Source organism: Umezawaea sp. Da 62-37, from assembly GCF_032460545.1.
In the GTDB taxonomy this organism is placed as follows: Bacteria; Actinomycetota; Actinomycetes; order Mycobacteriales; family Pseudonocardiaceae; genus Umezawaea.
Genome location: NZ_CP135965.1, coordinates 1,302,052 through 1,323,721, shown reverse-complemented (window position 1 = coordinate 1,323,721; position 21,670 = coordinate 1,302,052). Strand labels below are relative to the sequence as shown.

At 66.9% G+C, this 21,670-nt stretch carries 23 protein-coding genes and 1 pseudogene; 3 read left to right on the top strand and 21 right to left on the bottom strand.

Annotation, left to right across the window (positions count from 1 at the left end):
- Window positions 1-153: 153 nt before the first annotated feature.
- The 4 genes from RM788_RS05515 to RM788_RS52900 form a co-directional block, all read right to left on the bottom strand.
- On the bottom strand, window positions 154-618 hold the full coding sequence (locus RM788_RS05515) for a phosphopantetheine-binding protein (protein ID WP_315930409.1): 465 nt from the start codon (window positions 616-618) through the stop codon (window positions 154-156).
- A 232-nt stretch (window positions 619-850) separates the two neighbouring features.
- Window positions 851-1,300: an HIT family protein gene (locus RM788_RS05510; RefSeq protein ID WP_315930408.1), complete on the bottom strand. Its 450-nt coding sequence runs from the start codon at window positions 1,298-1,300 to the stop codon at window positions 851-853.
- A 374-nt stretch (window positions 1,301-1,674) separates the two neighbouring features.
- The gene (locus tag RM788_RS05505; protein ID WP_315930407.1) at window positions 1,675-2,028 is read right to left on the bottom strand and encodes a histone-like nucleoid-structuring protein Lsr2; all 354 of its coding nucleotides are present in this window, start codon (window positions 2,026-2,028) and stop codon (window positions 1,675-1,677) included.
- 59 nt (window positions 2,029-2,087) lie between these two features.
- Window positions 2,088-2,204, bottom strand: a complete 117-nt coding sequence (locus RM788_RS52900) for an Imm1 family immunity protein (protein WP_399345367.1) — start codon at window positions 2,202-2,204, stop codon at window positions 2,088-2,090.
- 672 nt (window positions 2,205-2,876) lie between these two features.
- On the opposite strand from RM788_RS52900, the gene RM788_RS05500 reads away from it, so the two are divergent.
- A complete protein-coding gene (locus RM788_RS05500) occupies window positions 2,877-3,137 on the top strand; it encodes a hypothetical protein (protein ID WP_315930406.1) in 261 nt (86 codons plus the stop codon).
- A gap of 253 nt (window positions 3,138-3,390) precedes the next feature.
- Here the strand turns inward: RM788_RS05500 and RM788_RS05495 are convergent, their stop codons facing one another.
- Genes RM788_RS05495 through RM788_RS05470 form a run of 6 tightly spaced genes read right to left on the bottom strand, consistent with a single transcriptional unit; the run spans window position 3,391 to window position 9,281 of the window.
- On the bottom strand, window positions 3,391-4,341 hold the full coding sequence (locus RM788_RS05495; RefSeq protein WP_315930405.1) for a 2-dehydropantoate 2-reductase: 951 nt from the start codon (window positions 4,339-4,341) through the stop codon (window positions 3,391-3,393).
- Between the two features lie 45 nt (window positions 4,342-4,386).
- Window positions 4,387-5,601 carry a cytochrome P450 family protein gene (locus tag RM788_RS05490; RefSeq protein ID WP_315930404.1) on the bottom strand — a complete coding sequence of 405 codons (1,215 nt, stop codon included), beginning with the start codon at window positions 5,599-5,601 and terminating at the stop codon, window positions 4,387-4,389.
- The gene (locus RM788_RS05485; RefSeq protein ID WP_315930403.1) at window positions 5,598-5,921 is read right to left on the bottom strand and encodes a MoaD/ThiS family protein; all 324 of its coding nucleotides are present in this window, start codon (window positions 5,919-5,921) and stop codon (window positions 5,598-5,600) included. The genes RM788_RS05490 and RM788_RS05485 overlap by 4 nt, the downstream gene beginning before the upstream one ends.
- 55 nt (window positions 5,922-5,976) lie before the next feature.
- Window positions 5,977-6,672 (bottom strand): MPN domain-containing protein, encoded by a 696-nt coding sequence (locus tag RM788_RS05480; RefSeq protein ID WP_315930402.1) that lies wholly within the window; start codon window positions 6,670-6,672, stop codon window positions 5,977-5,979.
- A 27-nt stretch (window positions 6,673-6,699) separates the two neighbouring features.
- Window positions 6,700-7,413, bottom strand: coding sequence for a DUF5825 family protein (locus RM788_RS05475; RefSeq protein WP_315930401.1), 714 nt, complete (start codon window positions 7,411-7,413; stop codon window positions 6,700-6,702).
- The gene (locus RM788_RS05470; protein ID WP_315930400.1) at window positions 7,410-9,281 is read right to left on the bottom strand and encodes a RiPP maturation radical SAM C-methyltransferase; all 1,872 of its coding nucleotides are present in this window, start codon (window positions 9,279-9,281) and stop codon (window positions 7,410-7,412) included. Before RM788_RS05470 ends, RM788_RS05475 begins: the two co-directional genes overlap by 4 nt.
- A 364-nt stretch (window positions 9,282-9,645) precedes the next feature.
- On the opposite strand from RM788_RS05470, the gene trpS reads away from it, so the two are divergent.
- Window positions 9,646-10,749 carry a tryptophan--tRNA ligase gene (trpS, locus tag RM788_RS05465; protein WP_315930399.1) on the top strand — a complete coding sequence of 368 codons (1,104 nt, stop codon included), beginning with the start codon at window positions 9,646-9,648 and terminating at the stop codon, window positions 10,747-10,749.
- A gap of 425 nt (window positions 10,750-11,174) precedes the next feature.
- Here trpS and RM788_RS05460 read toward each other — a convergent pair whose 3' ends face one another.
- The 4 genes from RM788_RS05460 to RM788_RS05445 all read right to left on the bottom strand — a co-directional run bounded on the left by RM788_RS05460 (window position 11,175) and on the right by RM788_RS05445 (window position 13,387).
- Window positions 11,175-11,327 carry a hypothetical protein gene (locus tag RM788_RS05460; RefSeq protein ID WP_315930398.1) on the bottom strand — a complete coding sequence of 51 codons (153 nt, stop codon included), beginning with the start codon at window positions 11,325-11,327 and terminating at the stop codon, window positions 11,175-11,177.
- A 503-nt stretch (window positions 11,328-11,830) separates the two neighbouring features.
- The gene (locus RM788_RS05455; protein WP_315930397.1) at window positions 11,831-12,352 is read right to left on the bottom strand and encodes a hypothetical protein; all 522 of its coding nucleotides are present in this window, start codon (window positions 12,350-12,352) and stop codon (window positions 11,831-11,833) included.
- A gap of 518 nt (window positions 12,353-12,870) precedes the next feature.
- Window positions 12,871-13,077, bottom strand: a complete 207-nt coding sequence (locus RM788_RS05450; RefSeq protein ID WP_315930396.1) for a hypothetical protein — start codon at window positions 13,075-13,077, stop codon at window positions 12,871-12,873.
- 94 nt (window positions 13,078-13,171) lie between these two features.
- Window positions 13,172-13,387 (bottom strand): hypothetical protein, encoded by a 216-nt coding sequence (locus RM788_RS05445; RefSeq protein ID WP_315930395.1) that lies wholly within the window; start codon window positions 13,385-13,387, stop codon window positions 13,172-13,174.
- 202 nt (window positions 13,388-13,589) lie between these two features.
- On the opposite strand from RM788_RS05445, the pseudogene RM788_RS05440 reads away from it, so the two are divergent.
- Window positions 13,590-14,772, top strand: a pseudogene (locus tag RM788_RS05440) (IS3 family transposase).
- Window positions 14,773-14,831: 59 nt separating this feature from the next.
- Here the strand turns inward: RM788_RS05440 and RM788_RS05435 are convergent.
- The 7 genes from RM788_RS05435 to RM788_RS05400 form a co-directional block, all read right to left on the bottom strand.
- On the bottom strand, window positions 14,832-15,482 hold the full coding sequence (locus RM788_RS05435; protein WP_315930394.1) for an META domain-containing protein: 651 nt from the start codon (window positions 15,480-15,482) through the stop codon (window positions 14,832-14,834).
- A gap of 212 nt (window positions 15,483-15,694) precedes the next feature.
- The gene (locus RM788_RS05430; protein ID WP_315934982.1) at window positions 15,695-16,600 is read right to left on the bottom strand and encodes a trypsin-like serine peptidase; all 906 of its coding nucleotides are present in this window, start codon (window positions 16,598-16,600) and stop codon (window positions 15,695-15,697) included.
- 1,156 nt (window positions 16,601-17,756) lie between these two features.
- Window positions 17,757-18,053: a hypothetical protein gene (locus RM788_RS05420; protein ID WP_315935006.1), complete on the bottom strand. Its 297-nt coding sequence runs from the start codon at window positions 18,051-18,053 to the stop codon at window positions 17,757-17,759.
- On the bottom strand, window positions 18,031-19,023 hold the full coding sequence (locus RM788_RS05415; RefSeq protein ID WP_315930393.1) for a pectate lyase family protein: 993 nt from the start codon (window positions 19,021-19,023) through the stop codon (window positions 18,031-18,033). Before RM788_RS05415 ends, RM788_RS05420 begins: the two co-directional genes overlap by 23 nt.
- The gene (locus RM788_RS05410) at window positions 19,020-20,012 is read right to left on the bottom strand and encodes a pectate lyase family protein (RefSeq protein ID WP_315930392.1); all 993 of its coding nucleotides are present in this window, start codon (window positions 20,010-20,012) and stop codon (window positions 19,020-19,022) included. Before RM788_RS05410 ends, RM788_RS05415 begins: the two co-directional genes overlap by 4 nt.
- A 19-nt stretch (window positions 20,013-20,031) precedes the next feature.
- Complete coding sequence (locus tag RM788_RS05405; protein WP_315930391.1) at window positions 20,032-20,991, bottom strand: pectate lyase family protein; 960 nt, start codon at window positions 20,989-20,991, stop codon at window positions 20,032-20,034.
- An 11-nt stretch (window positions 20,992-21,002) separates the two neighbouring features.
- Window positions 21,003-21,650 carry a pectate lyase family protein gene (locus RM788_RS05400; protein WP_315930390.1) on the bottom strand — a complete coding sequence of 216 codons (648 nt, stop codon included), beginning with the start codon at window positions 21,648-21,650 and terminating at the stop codon, window positions 21,003-21,005.
- Between the last annotated feature and the right edge of the window lie 20 nt (window positions 21,651-21,670).

The window sequence follows — 21,670 nt, the reverse complement described above, 5'->3', positions numbered from 1 at the left end:
TACAGCTGGCCAGGAACTCGAACGCGCGGTCGACAGCGGCCACCCGTCGATGCTGATGTGGTGCAGGACGAGCACCAAAGCCCACCGGGCATCCCCGCCGAGCAGGTCGTCGACGGGCAGGATGAGTGGTGTGATCGCCAACTCCTGTTGGACTCATCGCCCGGCGCTGTCGGTGACGAACCGGCACCGCAGCCCGACGTGCCGGCGACCAGCTCGCCGACGGCCGTTCCGATGACGTCCGTGTCGAGGCGCCTGGTCAGCCGGATTCGCGTCGCGACGTTCGGGTTTGCACCGTTTCAGTGCATCGACCAGCTTCGGGGACAGCGCGTTTCGTGGAGCGTCGTAACACAGCACGTCTCCGATGGCCTCGAGTCGAACGTCGAGGATGTCCAGTCCATAAAGGACTGTTTCCGGGGTGTCGGTCGTGGTCAAATTTCCTCCCACCTTGTCACCGCTCCTCAGTCGAGTGCTCATGCCACGCACGGTCGGATCGTCGAAGAAGTCGGTGAGCGAGTATTCGGTGGACAGTCGTACGTGGACGCAGCTGAGCAACGTCAACGGGTTCAGCGAGTGCCCGCCCAGATCGAAGGACCGCGCGTCATCGCCGAGCGTTGCCACCGAGCAGGTCTGACCATTCCTGGCGGATGCAGTATCCGGCGGGCGCCCGTGAGGTGGTGGGGGCCGGGCGATCCTGCTGTTCGAGGCCATGCGGTTGTTGCGGAACCGGCCGACGGTAGCGCGAAACGTTCGCACATCGACACCTGTTCGAAGCGAACTGACCAAGCGCACTGGCGCACCGATCGGCGACGTGTACCGAAGGACGGTCGGCGGTGTGAGTGGAAGTCGCCAGTCAGTCCGTCGACGTGATGGCGTCCTTGATGACTTGCGCGTCGTTGTCGAGGAGCGACCTCTCGCGTTCCGTCGACTCGGCCTTGAGGGTCCAGCCGTCGCCCGCGTAGCGGGGGATGACGTGGAGGTGGAAGTGGAAGACCGTCTGGAAGGCTGCTTCGCCGTCGCAGAGGAGGATGTTGATCCCCTCGCAGCCCATGCTGGAACGCCGCAGGGCTCGCGCCATGTCATGGCCGACCGACCAGACGTGAGCGCTCGTGGCTCCATCGAGGTCTTCGAGGCCCACCGCGTGCTTGCGCGGCACGACGAGAAGGTGGCCGGGCGTGACGGGGTTGAGATCCATGAAGACAACGACGGTGTCGTCTTCGCACACCACACTGGTGTGGGCCTGTCGCGCCGCAATGGCGCAGAAGACGCACTCCTGCGCTGCCGATGTCGCGTTCCGCGTCATGGGCACCATGGTCCCAGTACGCCGGGCGGGTGTCGATCCAGTTGTCGCTGAAGCCTGCCTCTACCGACCGCTCATCGGTAGAAGAGGATGTTGGCGCGAACTCTTGCCGCGTCGACCACCTGCGCCATGAGCCGGTGACCCGAATTGGGATCCAATGGATCGTGGCTCCCGTGCGATCGCCTGCTGCGAAGCCGATTTGAGGCCTCACCGGCCAGGGCCCGCGCGGACCCCCGGCCCAGACGCTGAAAGACTGACCGGGGCTTTCGCCAGTGCCGCCGAAAGCGACTTCGGCGCCACCCGCTCCGCACTGATCTCCACTCTCGGCCTCGCGCTACGTCAGGTCGATGACGGCGAACCGGATACCGTCAGCGTCCTCAGCTGTGAGCAGCCTCGAAGGCCCTGACGACCACGGCCGGGATACGACCTCGCTCGGCCAGATCCCGCCCATTGGCCTTGGCCCACTTCCGGATCGCCCTGGCCTGTTCCTTGTTGTGCACCGCCGTCGAATGCCTGGCGCGGCCGGCCGCGGATGTTTTCAGGGCCCGCCCGCCGGTGCGACGGGCATTTGCAACGAACTCGGCCAGAACGTTCCGAAGTTGCATGCTGTTGTCCGGGCCGAGGTCAATCTCGAAGGACACACCATCCACACCGAAACGCACCGTCTCGATGTCCTCTGCCGCAGTGTCATCCAGGTCATCGACCAACTGAACAAGAAATTTTTGTGCCATGACAAGTGAGGGTAGAGCATCCAATCGATATGCGGCCTCGTTGCACGACGGCAATAGGTCTATCGAATGGCAGGAAGTCCCTGGTGCACATCCGATTTCTGCCACGCCACACAGGTCGGCCGTGTGTCGGTCACCCGGAATTCCAAGAGGGCATGCCGCGCGATGTCCAATGGCACCACGGCATCGGTATCCCTGTGCGCATTCGCCACGCCACCCTGAGCTCGACATGCTTCATGGCCTCGACGATGCCCTTGGAGCCCGCGATGCCCCGAGATGCGAATACGTCGTTGACCCGTTCGTGTTCCCCGTCGCCCTTTCGGTCACTCTGCATGATTTCGGTGTTGCCGTCTTCGCTTACGGAGGTGCCGTTGGTAATGCGAGGTGGGAGTGCGGCTCGTTGCTGGGCGGCCCACGACTGCGAGCCTCGAGCGGGAGCCGTCGAGCCTGACGGCGACACGGCTGATGGATCGTGATCCACCAGGCCGCCGGTAAGCATATGTGTCCCACCGCGCTGAGCAAGTCCGCGTGCTCGAACGTGCCCCCGTCATCGACACCGAAAGCCATGTGCCGGTGCGGCAAAAGATCTATACGGCGGAAGAGCCCGTCATGCCCACCACAACGGTGCGGATCGCCACCATGGACAGCAAGGCTGGCGTTGTCGTCGCATTTACCGACGATGGCGAGCCGAATCCAGGCGGACTGGTCGCCCAGCGTGCCTTCCTCACCGCCCGGTCGATCGAGTTCGACGTGCTGCTGCTCGCGGACAGCCTCCCGGTGGCGAAGACCTGCCGTCCGGAGACGACGAGTCAGGAGCGCCAGGAACGACTGTCGAGCTGCAGGTTGCCCTCATGGCCCAGGAGTGCTTCCGCCACGCGAAGATCATCGGCGCGTGGAAGAACGCGCAGAGCGACCGTGGCTGCCTCCCGCTGGCCGTGGGCATCTTCGCGGCCAACCGCAACGACCACCTGGAACTGGAGGTCGTCGTCGATGCCGTGGCCCCGACTTCAACGACCTGCTCACCCCCGACGACGTGCGCGACCTGCTTCGGGGAACCTGAACTGCCGCAGGGGAAACCACTTCCAGCCACCACTCCAACCGGAATGCGGTGATCAACACCTTCCTGTCGCCGCCCTGCGCGCGATTCGACGTGAGCAGCGGGCGCCGCCCGCGGATCTCCGGTCGTGGTCGACCGACGCCTTTCACCGCGTCGCAGAACAACTCGACCACTATTCACCGCCGGGCTTCGTCGTCCAGGCCGGCGCGCCAAGGGGTACGAACCGCACAACAGCAGTGCGGCCTTGTCCGAATCGGTCGACTTCGCCGATGATCCGATCGGCAGCTTTGGTGACGTCGCGTAAAAGTCTATTGTGGACGGACATTGTTCGACCGGACAACCAGCAGCTCGTACAGCATCTCGTGGACGGGTGCTTCCCGACCCGCGCGGTGGGCGAGCCGCACCACGGCACCTGTCCAGGCATCGAGTTCGGATGGCCGTCCGGCGAGTATGTCCTGCTGCAACGATGTCCTGGCCTCCGGATGCTGTTGGTCCGCCAGCCTGATCGCGGTATCCACCGCATCGGCCGGCAGCCCGATCCCCAGTGCGATACCGGTTTCCTGGACCTCCCGCATACCGGCGATGAGCATCCGTCGCGTTCCCTCCCGTGAACGCAGCTCGCCGATGGTCGCTCCGCCTGTCGCAGCCCCGATACTGCCGACCGGCGCCATCAGGAGGAATTTCGACCACAGGGCCGTCCAGATGTCCTTCGGCTCAGGTGTCGCCAGCCGCGCGTTCGTCAACGCCTCGCGCAACCGCAGCACGCGCTTGGACGCGCTGCTGTCCCACTCGGTGAAGGCGACCGCGCCGGGGCCACCCACGTGCCGGATTCTGCCCGGCCCTGCTTTCGTCGCCACTACGCGCACCACACCCGGAAGCACCCTGCCGCGTCCGATCACCGCGGCCACCCGTCCGGGCGCTTCCACTCCGTTCTGGACGGTGACGACAGCGGTGTCCTCGCCGATCAGCGGTCCCAGCGCCGCAGCCGCTGCGGACAACTGCATGGTCTTGACGCACAGCAGCACGAAGTCGACTTCGCCGATAGCCTGGGGGGAGTCCGATACCAGCACTTCCGGTACAGCCCACGAGGTCGAGTCGCCGGTGATGCTCAGGCCCTCGCTGCGCAGCGCCGCCAAGTCCTCGCCCCTGGCGAGGAATCGCACATCGTGCCCCGCGGCGGCGAGGCAGCCACCGAAGTAGCCGCCGATGCCGCCTGTCCCCACCACAGCGATGCGCAGGTCACCGGAGTTCCCGCTCATCCTCCACCGCCCTTCGTGTCGATCGGCCGTGCACACCGCGGCGTGTCACCGGGGCATCCGCTCCAGCACCCGAAGGGGCAGGGCCTGCAAACCGCGGCTGAGTGAGCTGTCCGAGAGCCAGGAGACCTCTTCCGGTGGTACGGCGAGCTCGAACCGCGGAAGCCTGCGCAGCAGGGTTGTGAAAGCGATCTCGCCCTGAAGCCTGCCCAGCGGGGCGCCGAGGCAGAAATGCGGACCGTGACCGAACCCGAGGTGGCGGTTCGGCGACCGGGTGATGTCGAAGCGTTCCGGGTCTTCGTAGACCTCGGGATCGTGGCCCGCGCTGGACAGCGACAGGTGCACGAAGCTGCCCTTGGGGATCCGCACCTCGCCCAGCGCCACGTCCTCGGCCGCGACCCTCAGCGATGCCCAGGACGCCGACCCCTCGAAGCGCAGGATCTCCTCGACCGCCGAGCCGACCAGTTCGGGTCGATCGCGCAACAGCCGCAGCTGCTCCGGGTGCGCCAGCAGCACCGCTGTGCCATTGCCGATCATGTTGGCCACCGTCTTGTGCCCGGCGATGATCAGCAGCAGTGTCGTCGACAGCATCTCCCGTTCGCTGAACACGCCGTCCACCTTGGCCCGGACGAGCTCGCTCATCAGATCGTGACGCAGGTCGGAAGCGCGGCGGGCGGCCAGTTCGGTGAAGTAGTCGACGAACTCGTCGGTGGCCGCCTTGAGCTCCGCTTCATCGACGTGGAAAGGGTCCTGGCTCAGGACGTAGCCCCACCGCTGGAACAGCGGTCGGTCCTCGGTCGGGATCCCGAGGTACTCGCAGATCACGATGAGCGGGAGCGGCAGGGCGAACGCGCTGAGCAACTCGACCTGACCGGACTCCGGGAACCGGTCGATGAGGTCGTCGACGACCTCCTGGATGCGCGGTCGCAGCGCGGCGATGCGGCCAGGCAGGAAGGCGCGGCTGATCGGCTTGCGCAGCCGGGCGTGCGAGGGTGGGTCGGCGAAGCCGAGGTTGCGCACCATGAGCAGGCTGCTGGCCATCGCCTTGTCCCGATACCGGGCGGGCAGGTTCTCGACCTCTTTGGACAGTCTCGGGTCGCCCAGCCCCTCCTCGACCTCCTTGTGCCCGAGGACCGCGTAGGACCGCGTGCCCGGCGGGTAGTCGATCCGGTGCACCGGGCACCTCGACCTGATCTCCGCGGTAGCACCGTGCGGGGACGGCCCCGGACTGGTGAAGAACTCGGTGGGCAGCACGTCGGTCATCGCGCCTCCCGAGCCGAGCCCGGTTCGCTGCCACCGGCGACGGCAGGCAGGATCCAGATGACATCCCGGTCCTCGACCCTGGTCTCCAACCCGTCGAGTCCTCGGATGTCGTTGTCGTTGCGGTAGACGTTGACGTAGCGCTGCATCACCCCCTGCGGGTCCACCAGCCGGGCGAGGACGCCGGGGCAGTCGCGGTCCAGCCCCGCCAACACCTCCCGGACCGTGCCCCCCTCGACCGGCATCTGCCGCCGTCCGCCGGTCAACGTGTGGAACGCGGCGGGGATCTTGACCGTCACCACGCACTGCGTGTCGTCAGGCATGTCGTGTCCTCCTTGCCGGGCTCGCTCGGAACCTGTCTCGTCGACGCGGCGGCGGTCACCCCGCGTTGGGGAGCTCCACGCGGTACTCGTCCAGGATCGTTCGCGGCAGTTCGACGTCGAGTCGGTCGCAGCGTGTTGCCCCGGGGCGCCAGCCCGCCACCCGGTGGGTCAGCCGGTCGTCCCCGCCGCTGACGTACCAGATGACGTTCACCGGCCATAGCGACCGGCCGAACAAGTACTCGTCCATCTGCGTCGGGTGCTCGCTCAGCGGCATGCGCCGCTCGTGAGCGGGTCCGATCCGGTGCCAGTCCGGGTGCGAGTGGATCGATCCCAGCAGCTCCAGTCCTTCCTCCGCCCGACGCATGATCGCTCGCCGCACGGCGTCCTCGTCGCACCAGAACCCGCGCTCCGGGTTCAAGTACGCCTCCCCGAAGCGCGGGGCGATCGTCGCCTCGAACTCGGCGATGACGGTCTCGTCGCTGCCGCGCACGTTCGCCACGAACTCGATGCCGCTGATCGTCGTCTCCGCATTGCGGATCTGCCCGAACAACAGGGCTTGAGCCCGCGGCCGGTGGGTCGGCACACCATCCGGTCCGCAGCTGTCCAGGCACATCCGGTACTCCCGCGCCGCGTTCTCGGCGAAGACCTGGGCGGGTTCGTGTTCGAACCGGACTGTCGTCGGCAGGCCCTCGAACAGCCCGGTGTCACCCGCCTCGCGCTGCGCCGCTGTGGTCGCCGCCGGTTCCCGCACTGGTCCATCACCTCCGGATCGGCTTTGTCAGAGTCTTTCCGGGGCGTCCTTGCTCCCGGCCGAAGCCAGGGTCCCGCCCAACAGCACGGTCCCCATGGGCCACGAACGCATGTGCACCGGGAGCGTCACGTAGTGGTCCCCGACGCGCAGGAGCAGACCAACGGCCACCAACTCCTGGGCGGCGATCGCCTGCCGCGCGTCCTTGGAAAGCTCGCTCCACGGGCAGCCCTCCAGGCCGCGGGTGAAGACATCCACCACGACCCGGTCGTCCAGCACCAGCCTCTCGGATTGGCCAGACCGCCTGTCCACGACCGACAGGAATCCTGGTCCCCTGCGGAAGTAGAGCAGGCCGAAGTCATCGGTGGAGCGCCATTTCCCGCCCCCGACGACCCGCATGTCGTGCGGAGCAGGCAGGTGGCCGAGGAGGTGGGACACATCGAGCGTGCGTTCCCCCGAGGTCAGCGACCACGTGACGCGGGCGCCGACGGACGAGCACTCGCGCACCAGGGCGATCGTTCGTGCCGCGTCACCCCCGCGGGGGTCCGACAGGTCGACGGGTCGTGCCAGCCGCACCTCCGCCACCGGTACCCGTGCCAGCAGCACCGCCAAGTCGGGGGCCGTCGGGAGGTTGCTCCCGTCCGCGCCCAGGGTGAGGATCGCGGCCGCGGGCCTGCCGCGTTCAGGCGTGCTGCCGCCCGTCGAGCGCGCCCGGAGTTCGCTGATGTCGATGAACGCGTTCATCGGATTGCCACCACCTCCTTGCCGTCGACCAACTTCCGCCGGTACGGGTTGACGTCGAGGGCCACGCTGACGTAGCGGCCGCCGTCCTCGAAGGCCAATCCCCGGTCGACGAACCAGCGCAGCAACTCCTCGATCCGGTCGGCGGTGACGGGGTGCCCGGCCTCGGCCAGCCGCCTGCGCACGCCCTCCGCCCCCGCGCCCCGGAACATGCCGAGGTAGATGTTGCTCTTCACCTCGTCGAGCACGAAGGTCTCCTCCGGCCAACTGACCCGACGGTCCTCGATGACCACGCGTCCGACATCGTCGACCCAGTAGGAGAGCGTGCTGCGCTTGTAGGACTCGGCCCACTGGTCCACCGCGCCCTTGATCTCGTCCTCGATCGGTCCGGAGATCCCCGCCTCCGTGGTGTCGAACAGGTAGACGAGGTCGTAGAGCTGGTCGCGCGGCACCTGGTAGATGTAGTCGTAGATGTCCGCGGGCCGCCGGAACATGAAGCCCTGGCCGGGATCTTCGAAGTGCGGGCTGAACCGCTCCAACGCGATCCGCCACGCCCCGGTCGGAGGTTGCAGGTGCTCCAGCGCAGGAAACCCGCGCAGCAGGGGGCGGTAGTCGTCCTCCGTTTCGCCGGGGAAGCCGTAGAGGATGTTCCAGGTGACGTTCAGACCCAGGTCCTCGGCGTCGCGCAGCATCCGCACGTTGTGCGCGGCGCTCACGCCCTTGTCCATCAGGTCGAGCACGCGGCTGCTCAGGCTTTCGATGCCGGGCTGGACGAACAGCACGTTGGCGTCGCGCAGGCTGCGCAACTGCTCCCGTGACATGTTCGACTTGATCTCGTAGTGGATCCGCAGGTCGCAGTCGAGCGCTGCCAGCTCCGGCATCGCGGTGGCGAGGTACTTCATGTCCAGGATGTTGTCCACCATGATCAGGTCGAGCACCCGGTACCGCTCGGCGAGATCGCGCACCTCGCGGGCGATCCGCTCCGGCGCCTTGCTCCGGAAGTTGATGTTCGACCCGTTCAGGCCGCAGAACGTGCACTGGTGCCGCTCGCCCCACCAGCAACCGCGGGAGGTCTCCAGCACCGCCATCGGCCGGACGGTCCGGTGCACGACCGATTTCCGCAGGGCGGTGAAGTAGCTGTCGTAATCGGGTGCGGGCACCATCGCGAACGGCAGCGCCGACTTGGCCTGCTGGTTCGCCACCGTCCGCCCTTCCGCGTCCCGCCAGCTCAGACCTGGGATCGCCGCTGTGCTCCCACCGGAAGCGATGGCGTCGAGCAGGGCAGGCAGGGCTCGTTCGCCCTCACCGCTGATCACGAAGTCGAGCTGCGGAAAATTGCGGTGCAGAGCAGGTCCCTGGGCGCCGTCGCAGTTGCTGCCGCCGAGCACCGTCACGACGCACGGCGCGATCCGCTTGAGTTCTTTGGCCAGCGCCAGTGAGGGTACGTTCTGCATGAACGTGCTGGTGAACCCGACGACATCGGGCGGGTCGGCGGCGATCTTCGCCGCGAGTGCGCGGACGAACGCCCGCGCGTGCGCCTGCATCGCCACCGGGACTTCCGGGTCGATCGAGCGCCGGGTGAGGAAGTCGGCGAACTCGTTCGCGCGGTAGGTGTCCACTTCGTACAGAGGTGGGGTGAACACCCAGTCGCCGACGCCGTGGAACACCTGGCCCGCGACGTTCTGGTAGTCCGCGGCGGTGATCCTCCCGTCGCTCTCCCGGATCAGGTGCTCGGCCCACAGCAGGTTGGCGTACAACTCCTCCACCACCCAGCCGGTGGCACCTGCCCGGATGCTCGGCCCGAGGATTCCCAGCGCGCTTGACGGGGTGTCCAGGCCTTGCCACGGCATGGCGATCATCAGGATCTTCACGAAGTCTGCCCCCGATATCTGTCTGCGGCGGAAGGCGCGGTGTCCTGCGGCCTTGCGGCTCTCGAGAGTTCCCACATTAGCGACAACTTCCTGTCAACCAACTCCACATTGTGAGATCCACTCGTCTGGAACATGGGCGTATCCAGACCGTGACTTCCCGTAATCGGTCGACCGTCAACCAAGTGTGACCTTTTCAGCTATCCAGCGTAATACGACCGATTCGCTTGGAAATGGAATCACCGATTTATTCGATAACATCCCGCAGAGAATAGGGATCATCTCGACAAATCACCCCAATGTGGCTGAATGCCGTTCCGGTATCACCTCCTGATCACCGTCGGTCACCCCCGTACACTCCACAGTCATGGATCAACCCGCGACCGGTTCCGTGGACAACGAAACGACCGATCAGTCCTATGCCGATGCCGAGGCGCGCAGCGCGCGACTGGAAGAGGAGCTGAGGACCGACCCCGGTGCACACCGGATGCTGACCGGCGATCGGCCCACCGGCCCGCTGCACCTCGGGCACTACTTCGGGACCTTGCACAACCGCGTCCGCCTGCAGGACACCGGCATCCAGATGTTCGTCCTGGTCGCGGACTACCAGACGATCACCGACCGGGACAGCCCGAAATCGCTGCCCCAGGACGTGGACGCGCTGCTCGCGGACTACCTCGCCGTGGGGATCGACCCCGAACGCACCACCATCTTCGCCCACACCCAGATCACCGCCCTCAACCAGCTTTTCCTGCCGTTCTTGAGCCTGGTCAGCGTCGCGGAACTCAACCGCAACCCCACGGTCAAGGACGAGGTGAACGCGGCGGGCCAGACCGCGATGTCCGGCCTGATGTTCACCTACCCGGTGCACCAGGCGGCCGACATCCTGTTCTGCAAGGGAACCGTCGTCCCGGTCGGCAAGGACCAGCTCCCGCACCTCGAGGTCGCCCGCGTCGTCGCCCGCCGGTTCAACCGCCGCTACAGCCGCGAGCGCCGCTACTTCCCCGAGCCCGCGGCCCTGTTGAGCGAGGCGCCCGTCCTGCTCGGCACGGACGGCCAGAAGATGAGCAAGAGCCGCGGCAACGCCATCGCACTCAGCGCGACCGCCGACGAGACCTCCCGGCTGCTCTCACGCGCCAAGACTGATTCCGAGCGCCGGATCACCTACGACCCGGCGAACCGTCCGGACGTGTCGAATCTGGTCCTTCTCGGTGCCCTGTGCCTGGACCGCACGCCCGAGTCGGTGGCCGAAGAGGTTGGCGCCGGCGGGTCGGCAGCCCTCAAAAGCCTGGTCGCGGAAGCCGTCAACGAACGCTTCCGAGACATCCGCAAGCGGCGGGCCGAGCTGATCGCCGACCGGGGACACCTCCGCCGAATCCTGGCCGCGGGCAACGAGCGCGCCCGCGAGGTCGCCGACGCCACCCTGGCCGACGTCAAGCGCCTCATGCACACGGACTACCCGATCGGCTGACCCGATCCTGATGACAAGTGGTGTGAAGCCGAGGAGTGCACCGCCGCTCCACACCACTTGCTTCACGCAGACACTCGTAGGTGATGCGGTACGACCATGCCGTTTCAGCTCATCGCGAGGTATCGCAATCGCCGTTCCGGGCGAATCCAGCGCGCCTTGCGCAGGTTGAGAGCGTGAGATTTGCAGCAGGTCAGGGCGAATCCAGGCGGTCGGAGCCGTGTGGGTGCGATGGGGTACGCATTGGCACACTCGTACCCTGTCGACCCGCAGGTAGGCGGTTCTGATGTCGAATTGGTCCCTCGACCACGCTCGCAGGTTGGGATCGGCCGAAGAAGACGGAATTTCGACCTCGACGGCTGACAGCGGCGCCCACGAAACGCGGCGAATCGTCCCGCCCCGGCCAATCGAGGCAGGACAGGGGTTTCTCAACGCTGCCAGACGGTGTTCCTGCGTTCGAAGTCGATCAGGTTCTCGCCCCGGATCGCGAGATCCGCGCCCAACTCACACCGCGGCAGGTGTAGGGCGAGGTCGATGCAGGCAGTGGCAGCGCGGGCGGTGACCACGTCATCGTCGCCCACCGCCGGCGCGTGCCCTTGGGTGCGTCTCTCCAAGATCCCCGGTCCGGAACTCATCCGGCCGGCGACGGCGAAGATCTCCTAGGGTCCGGTTGCAGTCCAGTTCTTCCGCCCTGTCGAAGACGAGCACTTGGACGCGCAGCGGGTTCCTCCCCGACCAGGGTTCAACTATTCATACCCTTGAAGTCGTTCTGTCGGCCGCCGAGGTTCCCTCCACTCGTGTTCGGAGGTTTGGTGGTTCGGAGGAGGATGGTCTGCCCGATCACCTTTGTTTGGCATGGGTCGTTGTGCGGTCTTGGCGGAAATGCCCACAACGGTGCGGTGAACCGCTCGTCATTCAGCAGTCCCCCACTCGAACGCTGTCGCTGCGGGTGGTGTTCACCGCCCTGGAACGGATGATCTACCACCACGTCCGGCGTGGGACGACGAGCGTGTTCGCGGCCTTCGACATCGGAGCGGCTTGGTGATCGTGTGTGCCGATGTCGGCCGAATGGCTGCGCTCACCGTTACAAGCCATCGACCGTGAAAGCGGTCAACCGGGGATCCAGGACTCCGGTCAGGTCGGAGACGAGCAACTCGGTGAGGGTGCCCTTGAAGATGTTCCGGTCGAACTCCACGTCCCAGAGGACCGGCCAACTGTCGGGGTCCGGGTTCGATGTGTCCCACCACAGGACGTCACGCCCCTCGGTGCTTGCGCACAGCAGCAGTCCACCGGGTTCCGGGTAGATCGGAAGTGCCCTTGCAGGCTCGTCAGCGAATCGATCTCGAAGACAATCGGCCTGGACATCGTGTTGGGTCAGCAAATCCCGTGGGGGGACGATGAAGATTCCCCCCACGACAAGGTCGCCGTAGCCGTCCATGAGCAGTTTGTAATCGGTTGGAAGCCCGGTGCCGACACGGTCCTTGATGGCTGTCCAGTCGTGGGCACGTCCGGACGGGTCGTACGACAGATCGGACATGTCGTGAGCGAGGCCAGCGGGAAAAGAAGCCAGGATGGTCCGCAACCGGTTGAGCGGCTCAAGATCCATGTATCCGATCCTTCCGGGTTCTTTCGGCACCACCCCTGAGCGCGGCTCGGCGAGCACCACTGCCGATTCCGCCGCCTCGGCATCGCCAAGCGCTCGCCGCAGCGGGACGTGTGGCCGTGGAGGCGCACCGCGACCCGCACCTGCAGTATGCCGATCGCGATGACGGTGTGTCGCATGCCCTTGAGTCGCATGCCCTTGAGTCGGACCTCACCCAGGATTCCGGACGACCTTGCCGACCGGCTGGTGCGGTCTTCCTCGGACATGTTCCCGCCCCACCAGTCAGGGCTCGGCAGCGGTTCGTCGGAAAGCCAGCAGATGACGGTGGCGGGAGGCGTGTTCGGACGCAAGAGCGGCTTCACAGCGCCGGAACGTCGATGCGCACAACGGGTCCGGACGGGTGACCGCGACTGCTGGCCACCACCAACCGTGCGTCGACCGGCCCGAACGCCGTGTACGCATGAGCAGAGGGAACTGGCTGGTGGTCGAGCAGTCGGTTCCGCAGGACCGGAGCACGCGGCTCAATCGGCGGTTTGCCTCACCAGAGCGGTGAGGTGCGCCAGCGATCGGGAGATGCCCGTCGAGGCCTTGTGCGTCGCCGCAGTCACGTCGTCGATGTACGTCTCGTAGGGCGGCAGCGCCGAGGCCGAGGCCGGGGTCGCGATACCGACCGTCAACGTCGTGACGGCAGCGACCACAGCGATGCCGATGCGAAGGCGGTTCGTCACAGGGGGAGTCCTTCGGGCGAACAGGTGGTGATCACCCGGAGGACTCCGATCGAGCACACCCGTGGACTCCGGCCAGTAGGCCGGTGTACGGCCGTCACGAGTAGGCGCGCAGCAGCGGGACCTGCCGATCACGAGCGTACGAGACAACCTCGCGCACCTCGTCGGTGGTGATGATCCGCACCGACACCCCTTCGAGCTCACGGGCCGCCACCTGCAACGGCCACCCCTGCATCCCCGGTGCGGGCACGTGCAGGAACCACTGGCCCTCGAACAGGTCTTCAGCGGCTGTCATCGTCTCGTTCTGAGTCACCCGCGCACGCTAGCAACGAGCACCGACAAAATCTTCAAGTGCGACTTGGGTCGGTCGCGCCCACCGGTCCGGTGTTCGTAGCGGGCGGTCTGGCGCGACTGTTGCGCACCGGGTTTGATGGAGACCATCAAACCCGGGAAGGCGAGGAGTGGTGGCGCCACCGAAGAAGTACTCCGATGAGCTGCGTGAGCGGGCGACCCGGATGGTCGTGGAGGCCCGGAGGGACCCGGCCGCGGCGACCGGGGCGATCAAGCGGATCGCCGATCAGCTCGGGATCCACCCCGAGGCGTTGCGGACCTGGGTCATGTGCGCGGAGATCGACGCCGGGGACCGGCCCGGCACCACGACCGGCGATGCGGAGCGGGTCGCGGGGTTGGAGCGGGAGAACCGCGAACTGCGGCGGCGAACCAGATCCTGAGGTCGGCGGCGAGTTTCCTTGCGGCGGAGCCGGACCGTCCGTCGCGCTGAAGGTCGAGTTCGTCGACTCCCAGCGGGAGGAACACGGTGTCCAGCCGGTCCTGGAGGCGCTCGAGCAGACGCCCGCGGGGATCGCGCCGTCGACGTACTACGCGGCCAGGTCCCGCCCGGAATCGGCTCGTGCGGCATGAGATCGGGAGCTGTCCGGGACGATCGAGCGGGTGCACGAGGACAACTACGGCGCCTACGGGGCCAGGAAAGTCTGGGCTGAGTTGAACCGCCACGGCGTCGAGGTGGCCCGGTGCACCGTCGGGCGGCTCATGCGCGAGAGCGGGCTGCGCGGCCTGCCGCGCGACAGGTCTCCGCGCACGACACGACCGGCAGCGGAGGCCGGTAGGTCAGGTGACCTGGTGAAACGTGACTTCACAGCCACGCAGGTGAACGAGCTGCGGGTTGCGGACATCACCTATGTGCGCACCGCCGCCAGCTGGGTCTACGCGGCGTTCGTGCTCGATGTGTTCTCCCACTTGATCGTCGGTTGGCAGGTCGCCACCAGCCTCTACACGGACCTGGCACTGGACGCGTTGCAGATGGCGATCTGGCGCCGCCAGGCCACCGGCGCCAACCTGACCGGTCTGGTCCGTCACAGCGACCGCGAAGTGCAATATCGATCGGTGCGCTACACCCAGCGCCTGGCCGAGGCCGACGTGGTCGCATCCGTTGGCAGTAAGGGAGATTCCTACGACAACGCGATGGCTGAGGCATTCAACTCGTTGTACAAGGCGGAACTCGTCCGCCACCACGGACCCCGGAGCGATCTGCACGATCTGGAGATCGCGACCGCCGAGTACATCGACTGGTACAACAACCGTCGCCTTCACGGCGAACTCGGACACGTGCCGCCCGCAGAGTACGAGGCGCTACACGCGATGCCCCAGCCGGTCACCGCAACCCTGGAAACCAGCTAATCCAGTCTCCACCAAACCCGGTACTTGACAGCCCATAGCAGGCACAGGTGCGTGGTCAGTCAGCCCTCGGTGGTGAATCGCAGACCTCTGTCACCTTTGGTGAGGGTCAGCATATCGGTGTCGATGCTGTAGGTCGCCTCGCCGTCGAGCACGGCAAGTGTGGCTTGTTCCAGGGACGTGATGTCCTCCTGGCATGCCTTGCGGGTCAGTTGGCCTGGCCGGAAGGTGATCGTGGGCCCGGTGGTTCGGTAATCGGCCCGGTCGAGGTTGCACAGGCCGGAGATCTCCACCTGGTCCGGGCCGAACACGAGCGTGACGTGGACTCCGGCCGGAACCGCCCCTGCCATCGTGCCCTCGATCACGGTGTCGGCCTTCCACACCGTGCCGATCAGGGGGAGTGTCCGCTCCTGGTTCAGTTCCAGTCCCCGATCGGAGGAGCCGAGGACGAGATGGTCGCCGTCGAGCCGATAATCAAGGTTGCCTGCGAAGAGGTCGACCAGGAACTCGTCCTGTTCGTGCCGTGCTGGGTCGCAGCCGATCTCGGTGACGCTCATGTCGGCGACTCGGAGCGTGCCGCCGTCCACGGTGACCGGCCCGGAAAGGGTGTTGCACCCGGCGTTGACCACCACGCGTCCGTCGTCGGTGAACCGCACCTTGACCAGTGTGTCCGCGACGAGTGCTCTCGGCCGCCCCTGGTCGGTGATGGCCAACGCGGTGAACGACCGGCCGCGCAGGGCGCCTTGGTCCGCCGGTGGCGGGGTGGTGCCACTCCCGGTGGAGGCTGCCTCGCGCCCGCAGGACGTCAGGAGCAGGACTGCCATCAAAACCACGGTGTGCCTCATGGACAAGCGACGGGACATCGACCCTCTTCGGTTGCACGGGTGTGGGCACGGGATGACCCCGTGCCCACACCCTCGGCACACTACGGTTGCGAGATCCAGTAGTTGATGAACGACATCACGTCCGGCCGGAACCGGGTGCCGCTGTTGGTCGGGTTGTCGCCCGCCACGCCATTGGTGTGGATGGCGGTCACGCACCAGCCGCCGCACAGCCCTGCCGTGGTGGAGTTGTAGTGGTAGACCGGCGCACCGCTCTGGCCACCCGCGGTGTCGATCCAGTACCAGAGCTTGTTGGCGGTTTGCGAATATGAGTTGTCACCGTCCCACCACATGGTGCCGAAGGGCTTGTCCCCCGGATAGCCCTCGACGTAGAAGTACTGGTTCACCAGGTTCTCGCCCGTGCTGTACCACCAGCCGAACCAGCCGGTGTTGTTGCCGATGTCGCAGGTCAGCTTGACCAGGCCGTAGTCCTGGTCGGACGGGTAGCCGTTGATCCAGCCGGACGTGGTCCAGACGTCGTTGATACCGCCGCTGCAGGACCCGAACGGCGCGTTGTTCCCGGTGCGGCCGGGCGTGACGGTGTACGACGTCACCCAGCTGCCGCCGTAGTGCACGCAGTGCCCTGCCGTGACCAGCACGTCACGGCTGAGCATGAAGCCGGTGCAGCCGCCCTGGTTGGTTTGCAGGTGCGCGATCGCGCCCCACGGGTAGCTGGTGGGCACGGATTCCTGCACCCGCTCATCGGCTCCGATGACCGAGTCGGTGCCGACGGACCCCGGCTCGGCCTTGGTCGCGGCCGCCTTGGTCGCGACCGTGTTGCCGGACCGTCCCGCCGCGGCGGAGCGGAGCGCCGTCGCCGCGTTCGCAGGCAATGTGATGGTCTTGCCCGCGCCGTTGACCATCGTGACGCCCTCGACGTCGGCCCGCGGTGCGGCAACAGCCGTGTTCGTCGCCGACTGCGCCAACGCCGTGGCCGCGACCACGACCACCGCCAATGTCATGATCCTTCTGGGTCTCGCTTTGCGTAAGGTGAACAAGGTTGCCCTTCCTCGTGTGCGGCGGTTGAACGCCGTCTTGAAGACAGAGCCGACCGGGCACGGGGAGATACCTCGACCGAAAATCCCATTTTCTGCAAGGAAGAGTTAACCCGACTGGCCCAAGGTGTTGCGGCGAAGGAGAGCGCCACGCCCACCCTCTGGAAGTCCTTTGTGGATACTCGGTCGGCGGAGACGGGACGGAGTGCGTCAGCAAGGTCGTCGAGGTGGGGGTAACCATTGAGGGGCGCGGCGGCCCCAAGGTCGCGTAGTCAAGGCGGTGGGTGGGGTTGTCGAGGAGTAGGTCATGCAGGTCGTGGTCATAGAGCAACCGGGCCTCGGGTAGAAGCAGGGATCTTCCACGACGATCCTGCTGGTGAAAGGTCCCTGTTGCGCGATCGGAGTGCAGTCCCGCGCTCAGGCTGGTTGACGGCGATGACGAGAGGGTTTTCGCGCCCGGTCACCTGTGTGATCGGACCCGTCACCTGCCCGTCGAACTCGTCAACGCCGTCATGGGGTAGACCGGGCCGTTCAGCGGCAGGTGCGGCGCTTGCCCTCCTGAGAACCCCCGCGTGCGCGGGGACGAGTGATCGGTGTGTCGCAGGCGGTCGGCAACCGGTGGTTCCATCACGCTTGCCGGTGAAATTCCCGGACGACGCCTCGATGCGGATCTCCGCGGAGGCGATTTACCAGGCGCTCTACGTCGAGGGGCGCGGCAGGCTGCCGCATGAACCGGTGGCATGCCTTCGCACCGGCCGGTCGTTGCGGGTCCCACGTGCCCGGACACGGCATCGAACCGCGGGTGCGCAACGTTCCGCCATTGGCCGGCCACAGCGCTGAGGCGACGCTTCGCGCGATCGCTTCGACGACTGTGTCCGTGCCCGCGCTGTTGCAGCGACCGTTGACATGGGGGCGGGCAAAAAGCTGGCCCGTCATGTCGAGCTTATGGGTGACATCGGCCTCGTGGTCTGTTTTGCCGACCCGCACAGTCCTTGGCAGCGCGATGCGAACGAGAACATGAATGGCTTGCTGTGGCAGTGTTTTCTCAGATGTACTGATCTGTCCTGTCGGGACATTCGCCACTTCGAAGTCGCCGCCGATGCCGCAGGCGCTACAGCCAGATGCCCCCTGCGTACGTCGTCTGCACCAGTGACCGGGTCGTCCCGCCCGCGTTGCAGTGCCGCTTCGTCGAGGAGATCGACACCGCTTCGGCCCGAGCGACCACGGTGGTGGTACTGCCGGCGTCGCACTCCCCGTTCCTGTTCGCTCCGGACGACTTGGCCGCCGCGGTCGCGGCGGCGCACCGCGGGAGCGGCGGCGGCCGGCGTTCGATGCCCCTGCCGTCGACGTGCGGGCGGTTGTGGGCCGCCCGCACGTCGACGGGCTCAGATCTTGCCGGTTCCCGCACCCTGGGTCACCAGCGCCTTCACGTTCGCCGGCGTGTCCAGGGTGTAGGCGTAGTAGCCGCGCGGGTCCTCCACGCTGCCACCCACCACCGGTGTACCGCTGTTGACGTAGACGTTGTCCCGCTCGACGATGCTGCCCTTCGGGCCCGCGTAGCTGTTGGTCATCGGCTCCTCGACGTTCTCGAAGTAGTTGCCCTCGACCCAGCAACCGGACTTGTTCTGACACGCCACACCCGTGTCGCTGTTGGCGACGTAGTAGTTGTTGAACACGTGCACGGGGTTGCCGAAGCGGGTGCGCGGGTTGCGCTGTGGCGTCCGGTCGAAGAAGTTGTGGTGGTAGGTCACCTTCAGGTAGCCGGTGTCCTGGGCGGCGTTGCCGTCGTCGTGGCCGAGCAGCATGTTCTTGGTGTGGTGGTGGGTGTGGTTCCACGACACGGTCACGAAGCTGGACCCGCGCTTGATGTCGATCAGGCCGTCCTTGCCCGCCGACAGGTCGTTGTGGTCGATCCAGACGTGGTGGGAGAACATCTGCACGTTGATCGAGTCGTCGTTGGCGTTGCTGAACACCAGGTTGCGGATGATCACGTTGTGCACGGCGTTCGCCGGGGGCGTGGTCACCGAGCTGACCGGCAGGCCGATGTTCAGCCCGCCGCCGGTGATGCCGGAGTTCGCGCCGACGCCGATGACCGTCTTGTCCGAGGAGACGTCGTACATGCCCGCCGCCAACGTGATCGTGCCCTGCACGCGGACCACGCGCGGTCCGTCGGCCTTGATGGCGGCGGTGAAGTCGGCCGCCGTGGAGACCGTGACCTCCGGCCCCCCGGCACCGCCGGTGGTCCCGCTCTGGCCGAGTGCCGTCACCGAGGCGAACCCGATGGGCGCGGCCTCGGCGGCGGACGCGGGCGCGGTGGCCACCGACGTGGCACCGCCGACGAGCACCGCGGCGAGCGCGAGAGCGCTTGTCCTGCTCATGAAGTCCTCCGTTGGACTCGGCCGACGCCCGCGCCCGCGGTGACGAGCGCTGGTACGTCGGCGGCGTTGTCGAGCGAGTAGGCGTAGTAGGTGCGGGGTTCGACCACGGTGCCGAGTGTCTGCGGGGTACCGGAGCCGACGTAGACGTTGCCGCGCTCCACGACGCGGCCCGGTCCGCTCTTGTCGTAGCCGGACAGCACCGGGTAGGCGACGTTCTCGAAGTAGTTGGCCTCGACCAGCACCCCGGCGTCCTCCGTGGACGCGACGCCGTAGAGGGAGTTGCCGCGGTAGTAGTTGTTGTAGACGTGGACGGGCTCGCCGAACCGCACGCGCGGGTGCCGCTGGTCGGTGCGGTCGAAGAAGTTGTGGTGGTAGGTGACGCGCAGCTTGCCGCGGTCGGCGGTGTAGGTGTCGGAGTGGCCCAGCAGCGCGGTCTTGCTGTGGTCGTGGAAGTGGTTCCACGACACCGTGACGTAGTCGGACTCCCGCTTGATGTCGAGCAGACCGTCGAAGCCGCGCGACAGGTCGCAGTGGTCGATCCACACGTGGTGCGCGGAATTGGTGACGCTGATGGAGTCGTCCGAGGCGTCGGTGAAGCGCAGGTTGCGGATGATCACGTTGTTGCCGGGGCGGGTGGTCGAACCCAGTTGCAGCCCGCCGCCGGTGATCTCGGCGGTGGAACCGATCCCGAAGATCGTCTTGTTCGCGACGACGGTCAGCATGTCGTCCACCTCGATGCGGCCGGACACCGAGATGACGTAGGGCTCCTTGCGCCCGACGTAGTCCCGCAGCGCCTGCGCGGTCGTCACGGTGACGGCTTGGCCGCCCGCGCCGCCGGTGGTCCCGTTCTGGCCCAGCGCGGTCACGCCCGCGAAGCCGTCGGCCACGGCGTCGGCGTCCGGGTCGGCCCACGCGGCGCGCGGCGCGGTGGCGGCGAAGGCGGTCAGCGCCGCGCCCGCGATCAGCCGCCGTCGGTTGATGGGGCTCATGGTGGTCCTCCGCGTCTCGTCAGATCCGGCCGACGCCGACGCCCGCCGGAACGGTGCCGGGCAGGCTGGCGGCGCTGTCGGGGGTGTAGGCGTAGTAGGTGCGCGGCTCCACCACGGTGCCGAGCGTCTCGGGGGTGCCGGAGCGGACGTAGACGTTGCCGCGCTCGACCACGCGCCCCGGCCCGCTCTCGTCGTAGCCCGAGTAGATCGGGTGGGGGACGTCCTCGAAGTAGTTGGCCTCGACCAGGACTCCCGCGTTCTCGGTCGACGCGACGCCGTAGAGGGTGTTGTTGCGGAAGTAGTTGTTGTAGACGTGGATCGGCTCGCCGAAGCGGACCCTCGGGTGTCGTTGGGCGGTGCCGTCGAAGAAGTTGTGGTGGAACGTCACCCGGAGCTTGCCGGTGTCCTGGCCCGCGTTGGAGTCGGAGTGGCCCAGCAGCGCGGTCTTGCTGTGGTCGTGGAAGTGGTTCCACGAGACGGTGATGTAGTCGGCGCCGCGGACGATGTCGACCAGCCCGTCGGCGCCGCCGCTGAGGTCGCAGTGGTCGATCCAGACGTGGTGCGAGGACTGCTGGATGCTGATCGCGTCGTCGTCCGCGCCGGTGAACCGGAGGTTGCGGATGATCACGTTCTGCCTGCGGTACAGGTCGAGGCCGCCGCCGGTGATCTCGGCGGTGGACCCCAGCCCGATGATCGTCTTGTTCGACCGCACGCCCTGCTTGCTGCTGATCCGCATCACCCCGTCGACCTGGATGACGTACGGCTCGTTGCGGTCGCAGTAGTCCAGGAACGCGTCCGCGTCCCGCACCGTGACGACCGGGCCGCCCGCGCCGCCGGTGGTGCCGTTCTGGCCGAGCGAGTTCACCCCGGCGAAGCCGTCGGCGGTGGCGGGAGGGGCCGCCCACGCGGACCTGGTGGTCGTGGCCAGCGCTGTCGCGGCGGCGCTCGCGAGTAGCGCCCGTCGGCTGATGCTGCTCATGCTCGTCCTCCTCAGACTCGGCCGACACCCGCACCGGCGGGCACGGTGGTCGGGACCTCGACGGCCCGGTGCGGTGTGCAGGCGTAGTAGGTGCGCGGCTCGACGACGGACCCGCGCACCTCGATCTCGTGGTTGCACTCGACGTCCTGCGCCGAGTTGTCGTCGTCGTGCCCGAGCAACAACGTCTTGTCGTGGTCGTGGAACCTGTTCCGGGGAACGGTGAGGAAATCGGACCCGCGTTTGACGTCGACGGCTCCGTCGTCACCGTCGGAGAAGTCGTTGTGGTCGATCCAGCTGTGGTGGCTGACCATCTGCACGTTGATCAGGTCGTCGGTGGCGCCGGTGATCGGCAGGTTCCGGATGATCACGTTGTGCACCGCGTTCGCGGGCGGCGAGGTCACGTCGTCGTCCGCCGGTAGCCCGATGTTCAGCCCACCGCCGACCAGTCGGGTGTCACCGCCGAGCCCGGCGATCGTCTTGTCGGAGGCGACGTCGTGCATCCCGTCGCTGGTGCCGGTTGACAATGCGATCGTGCCGCGGACCTGCACCACCAGTGGTTCGAGCAGGGCGATGTGGTGCAGGAACTGCGCGGTCATCGTCGCCGCGACCACCGCACCTCCCGCCCCGCCGGTGGTCCCGCCCTGATCCAACGCGGTCACCCCGGCGAATCCGTCGGCGG

What these genes read in the sequence shown, in the direction of transcription:
- RM788_RS05510 (WP_315930408.1), bottom strand. Translation starts at nt 1,300, where the DNA reads ATGACGCGGAACGCGACATCGGCAGCGCAGGAGTGCGTCTTCTGCGCC.
- RM788_RS05505 (WP_315930407.1), bottom strand. Translation starts at nt 2,028, where the DNA reads ATGGCACAAAAATTTCTTGTTCAGTTGGTCGATGACCTGGATGACACT.
- RM788_RS05500 (WP_315930406.1), top strand. Translation starts at nt 2,877, where the DNA reads ATGGCCCAGGAGTGCTTCCGCCACGCGAAGATCATCGGCGCGTGGAAG.
- RM788_RS05495 (WP_315930405.1), bottom strand. Translation starts at nt 4,341, where the DNA reads ATGAGCGGGAACTCCGGTGACCTGCGCATCGCTGTGGTGGGGACAGGC.
- RM788_RS05490 (WP_315930404.1), bottom strand. Translation starts at nt 5,601, where the DNA reads ATGACCGACGTGCTGCCCACCGAGTTCTTCACCAGTCCGGGGCCGTCC.
- RM788_RS05485 (WP_315930403.1), bottom strand. Translation starts at nt 5,921, where the DNA reads ATGCCTGACGACACGCAGTGCGTGGTGACGGTCAAGATCCCCGCCGCG.
- RM788_RS05475 (WP_315930401.1), bottom strand. Translation starts at nt 7,413, where the DNA reads ATGAACGCGTTCATCGACATCAGCGAACTCCGGGCGCGCTCGACGGGC.
- trpS (WP_315930399.1), top strand. Translation starts at nt 9,646, where the DNA reads ATGGATCAACCCGCGACCGGTTCCGTGGACAACGAAACGACCGATCAG.
- RM788_RS05455 (WP_315930397.1), bottom strand. Translation starts at nt 12,352, where the DNA reads ATGGATCTTGAGCCGCTCAACCGGTTGCGGACCATCCTGGCTTCTTTT.
- RM788_RS05415 (WP_315930393.1), bottom strand. Translation starts at nt 19,023, where the DNA reads ATGAGCAGGACAAGCGCTCTCGCGCTCGCCGCGGTGCTCGTCGGCGGT.
- RM788_RS05410 (WP_315930392.1), bottom strand. Translation starts at nt 20,012, where the DNA reads ATGAGCCCCATCAACCGACGGCGGCTGATCGCGGGCGCGGCGCTGACC.
- RM788_RS05405 (WP_315930391.1), bottom strand. Translation starts at nt 20,991, where the DNA reads ATGAGCAGCATCAGCCGACGGGCGCTACTCGCGAGCGCCGCCGCGACA.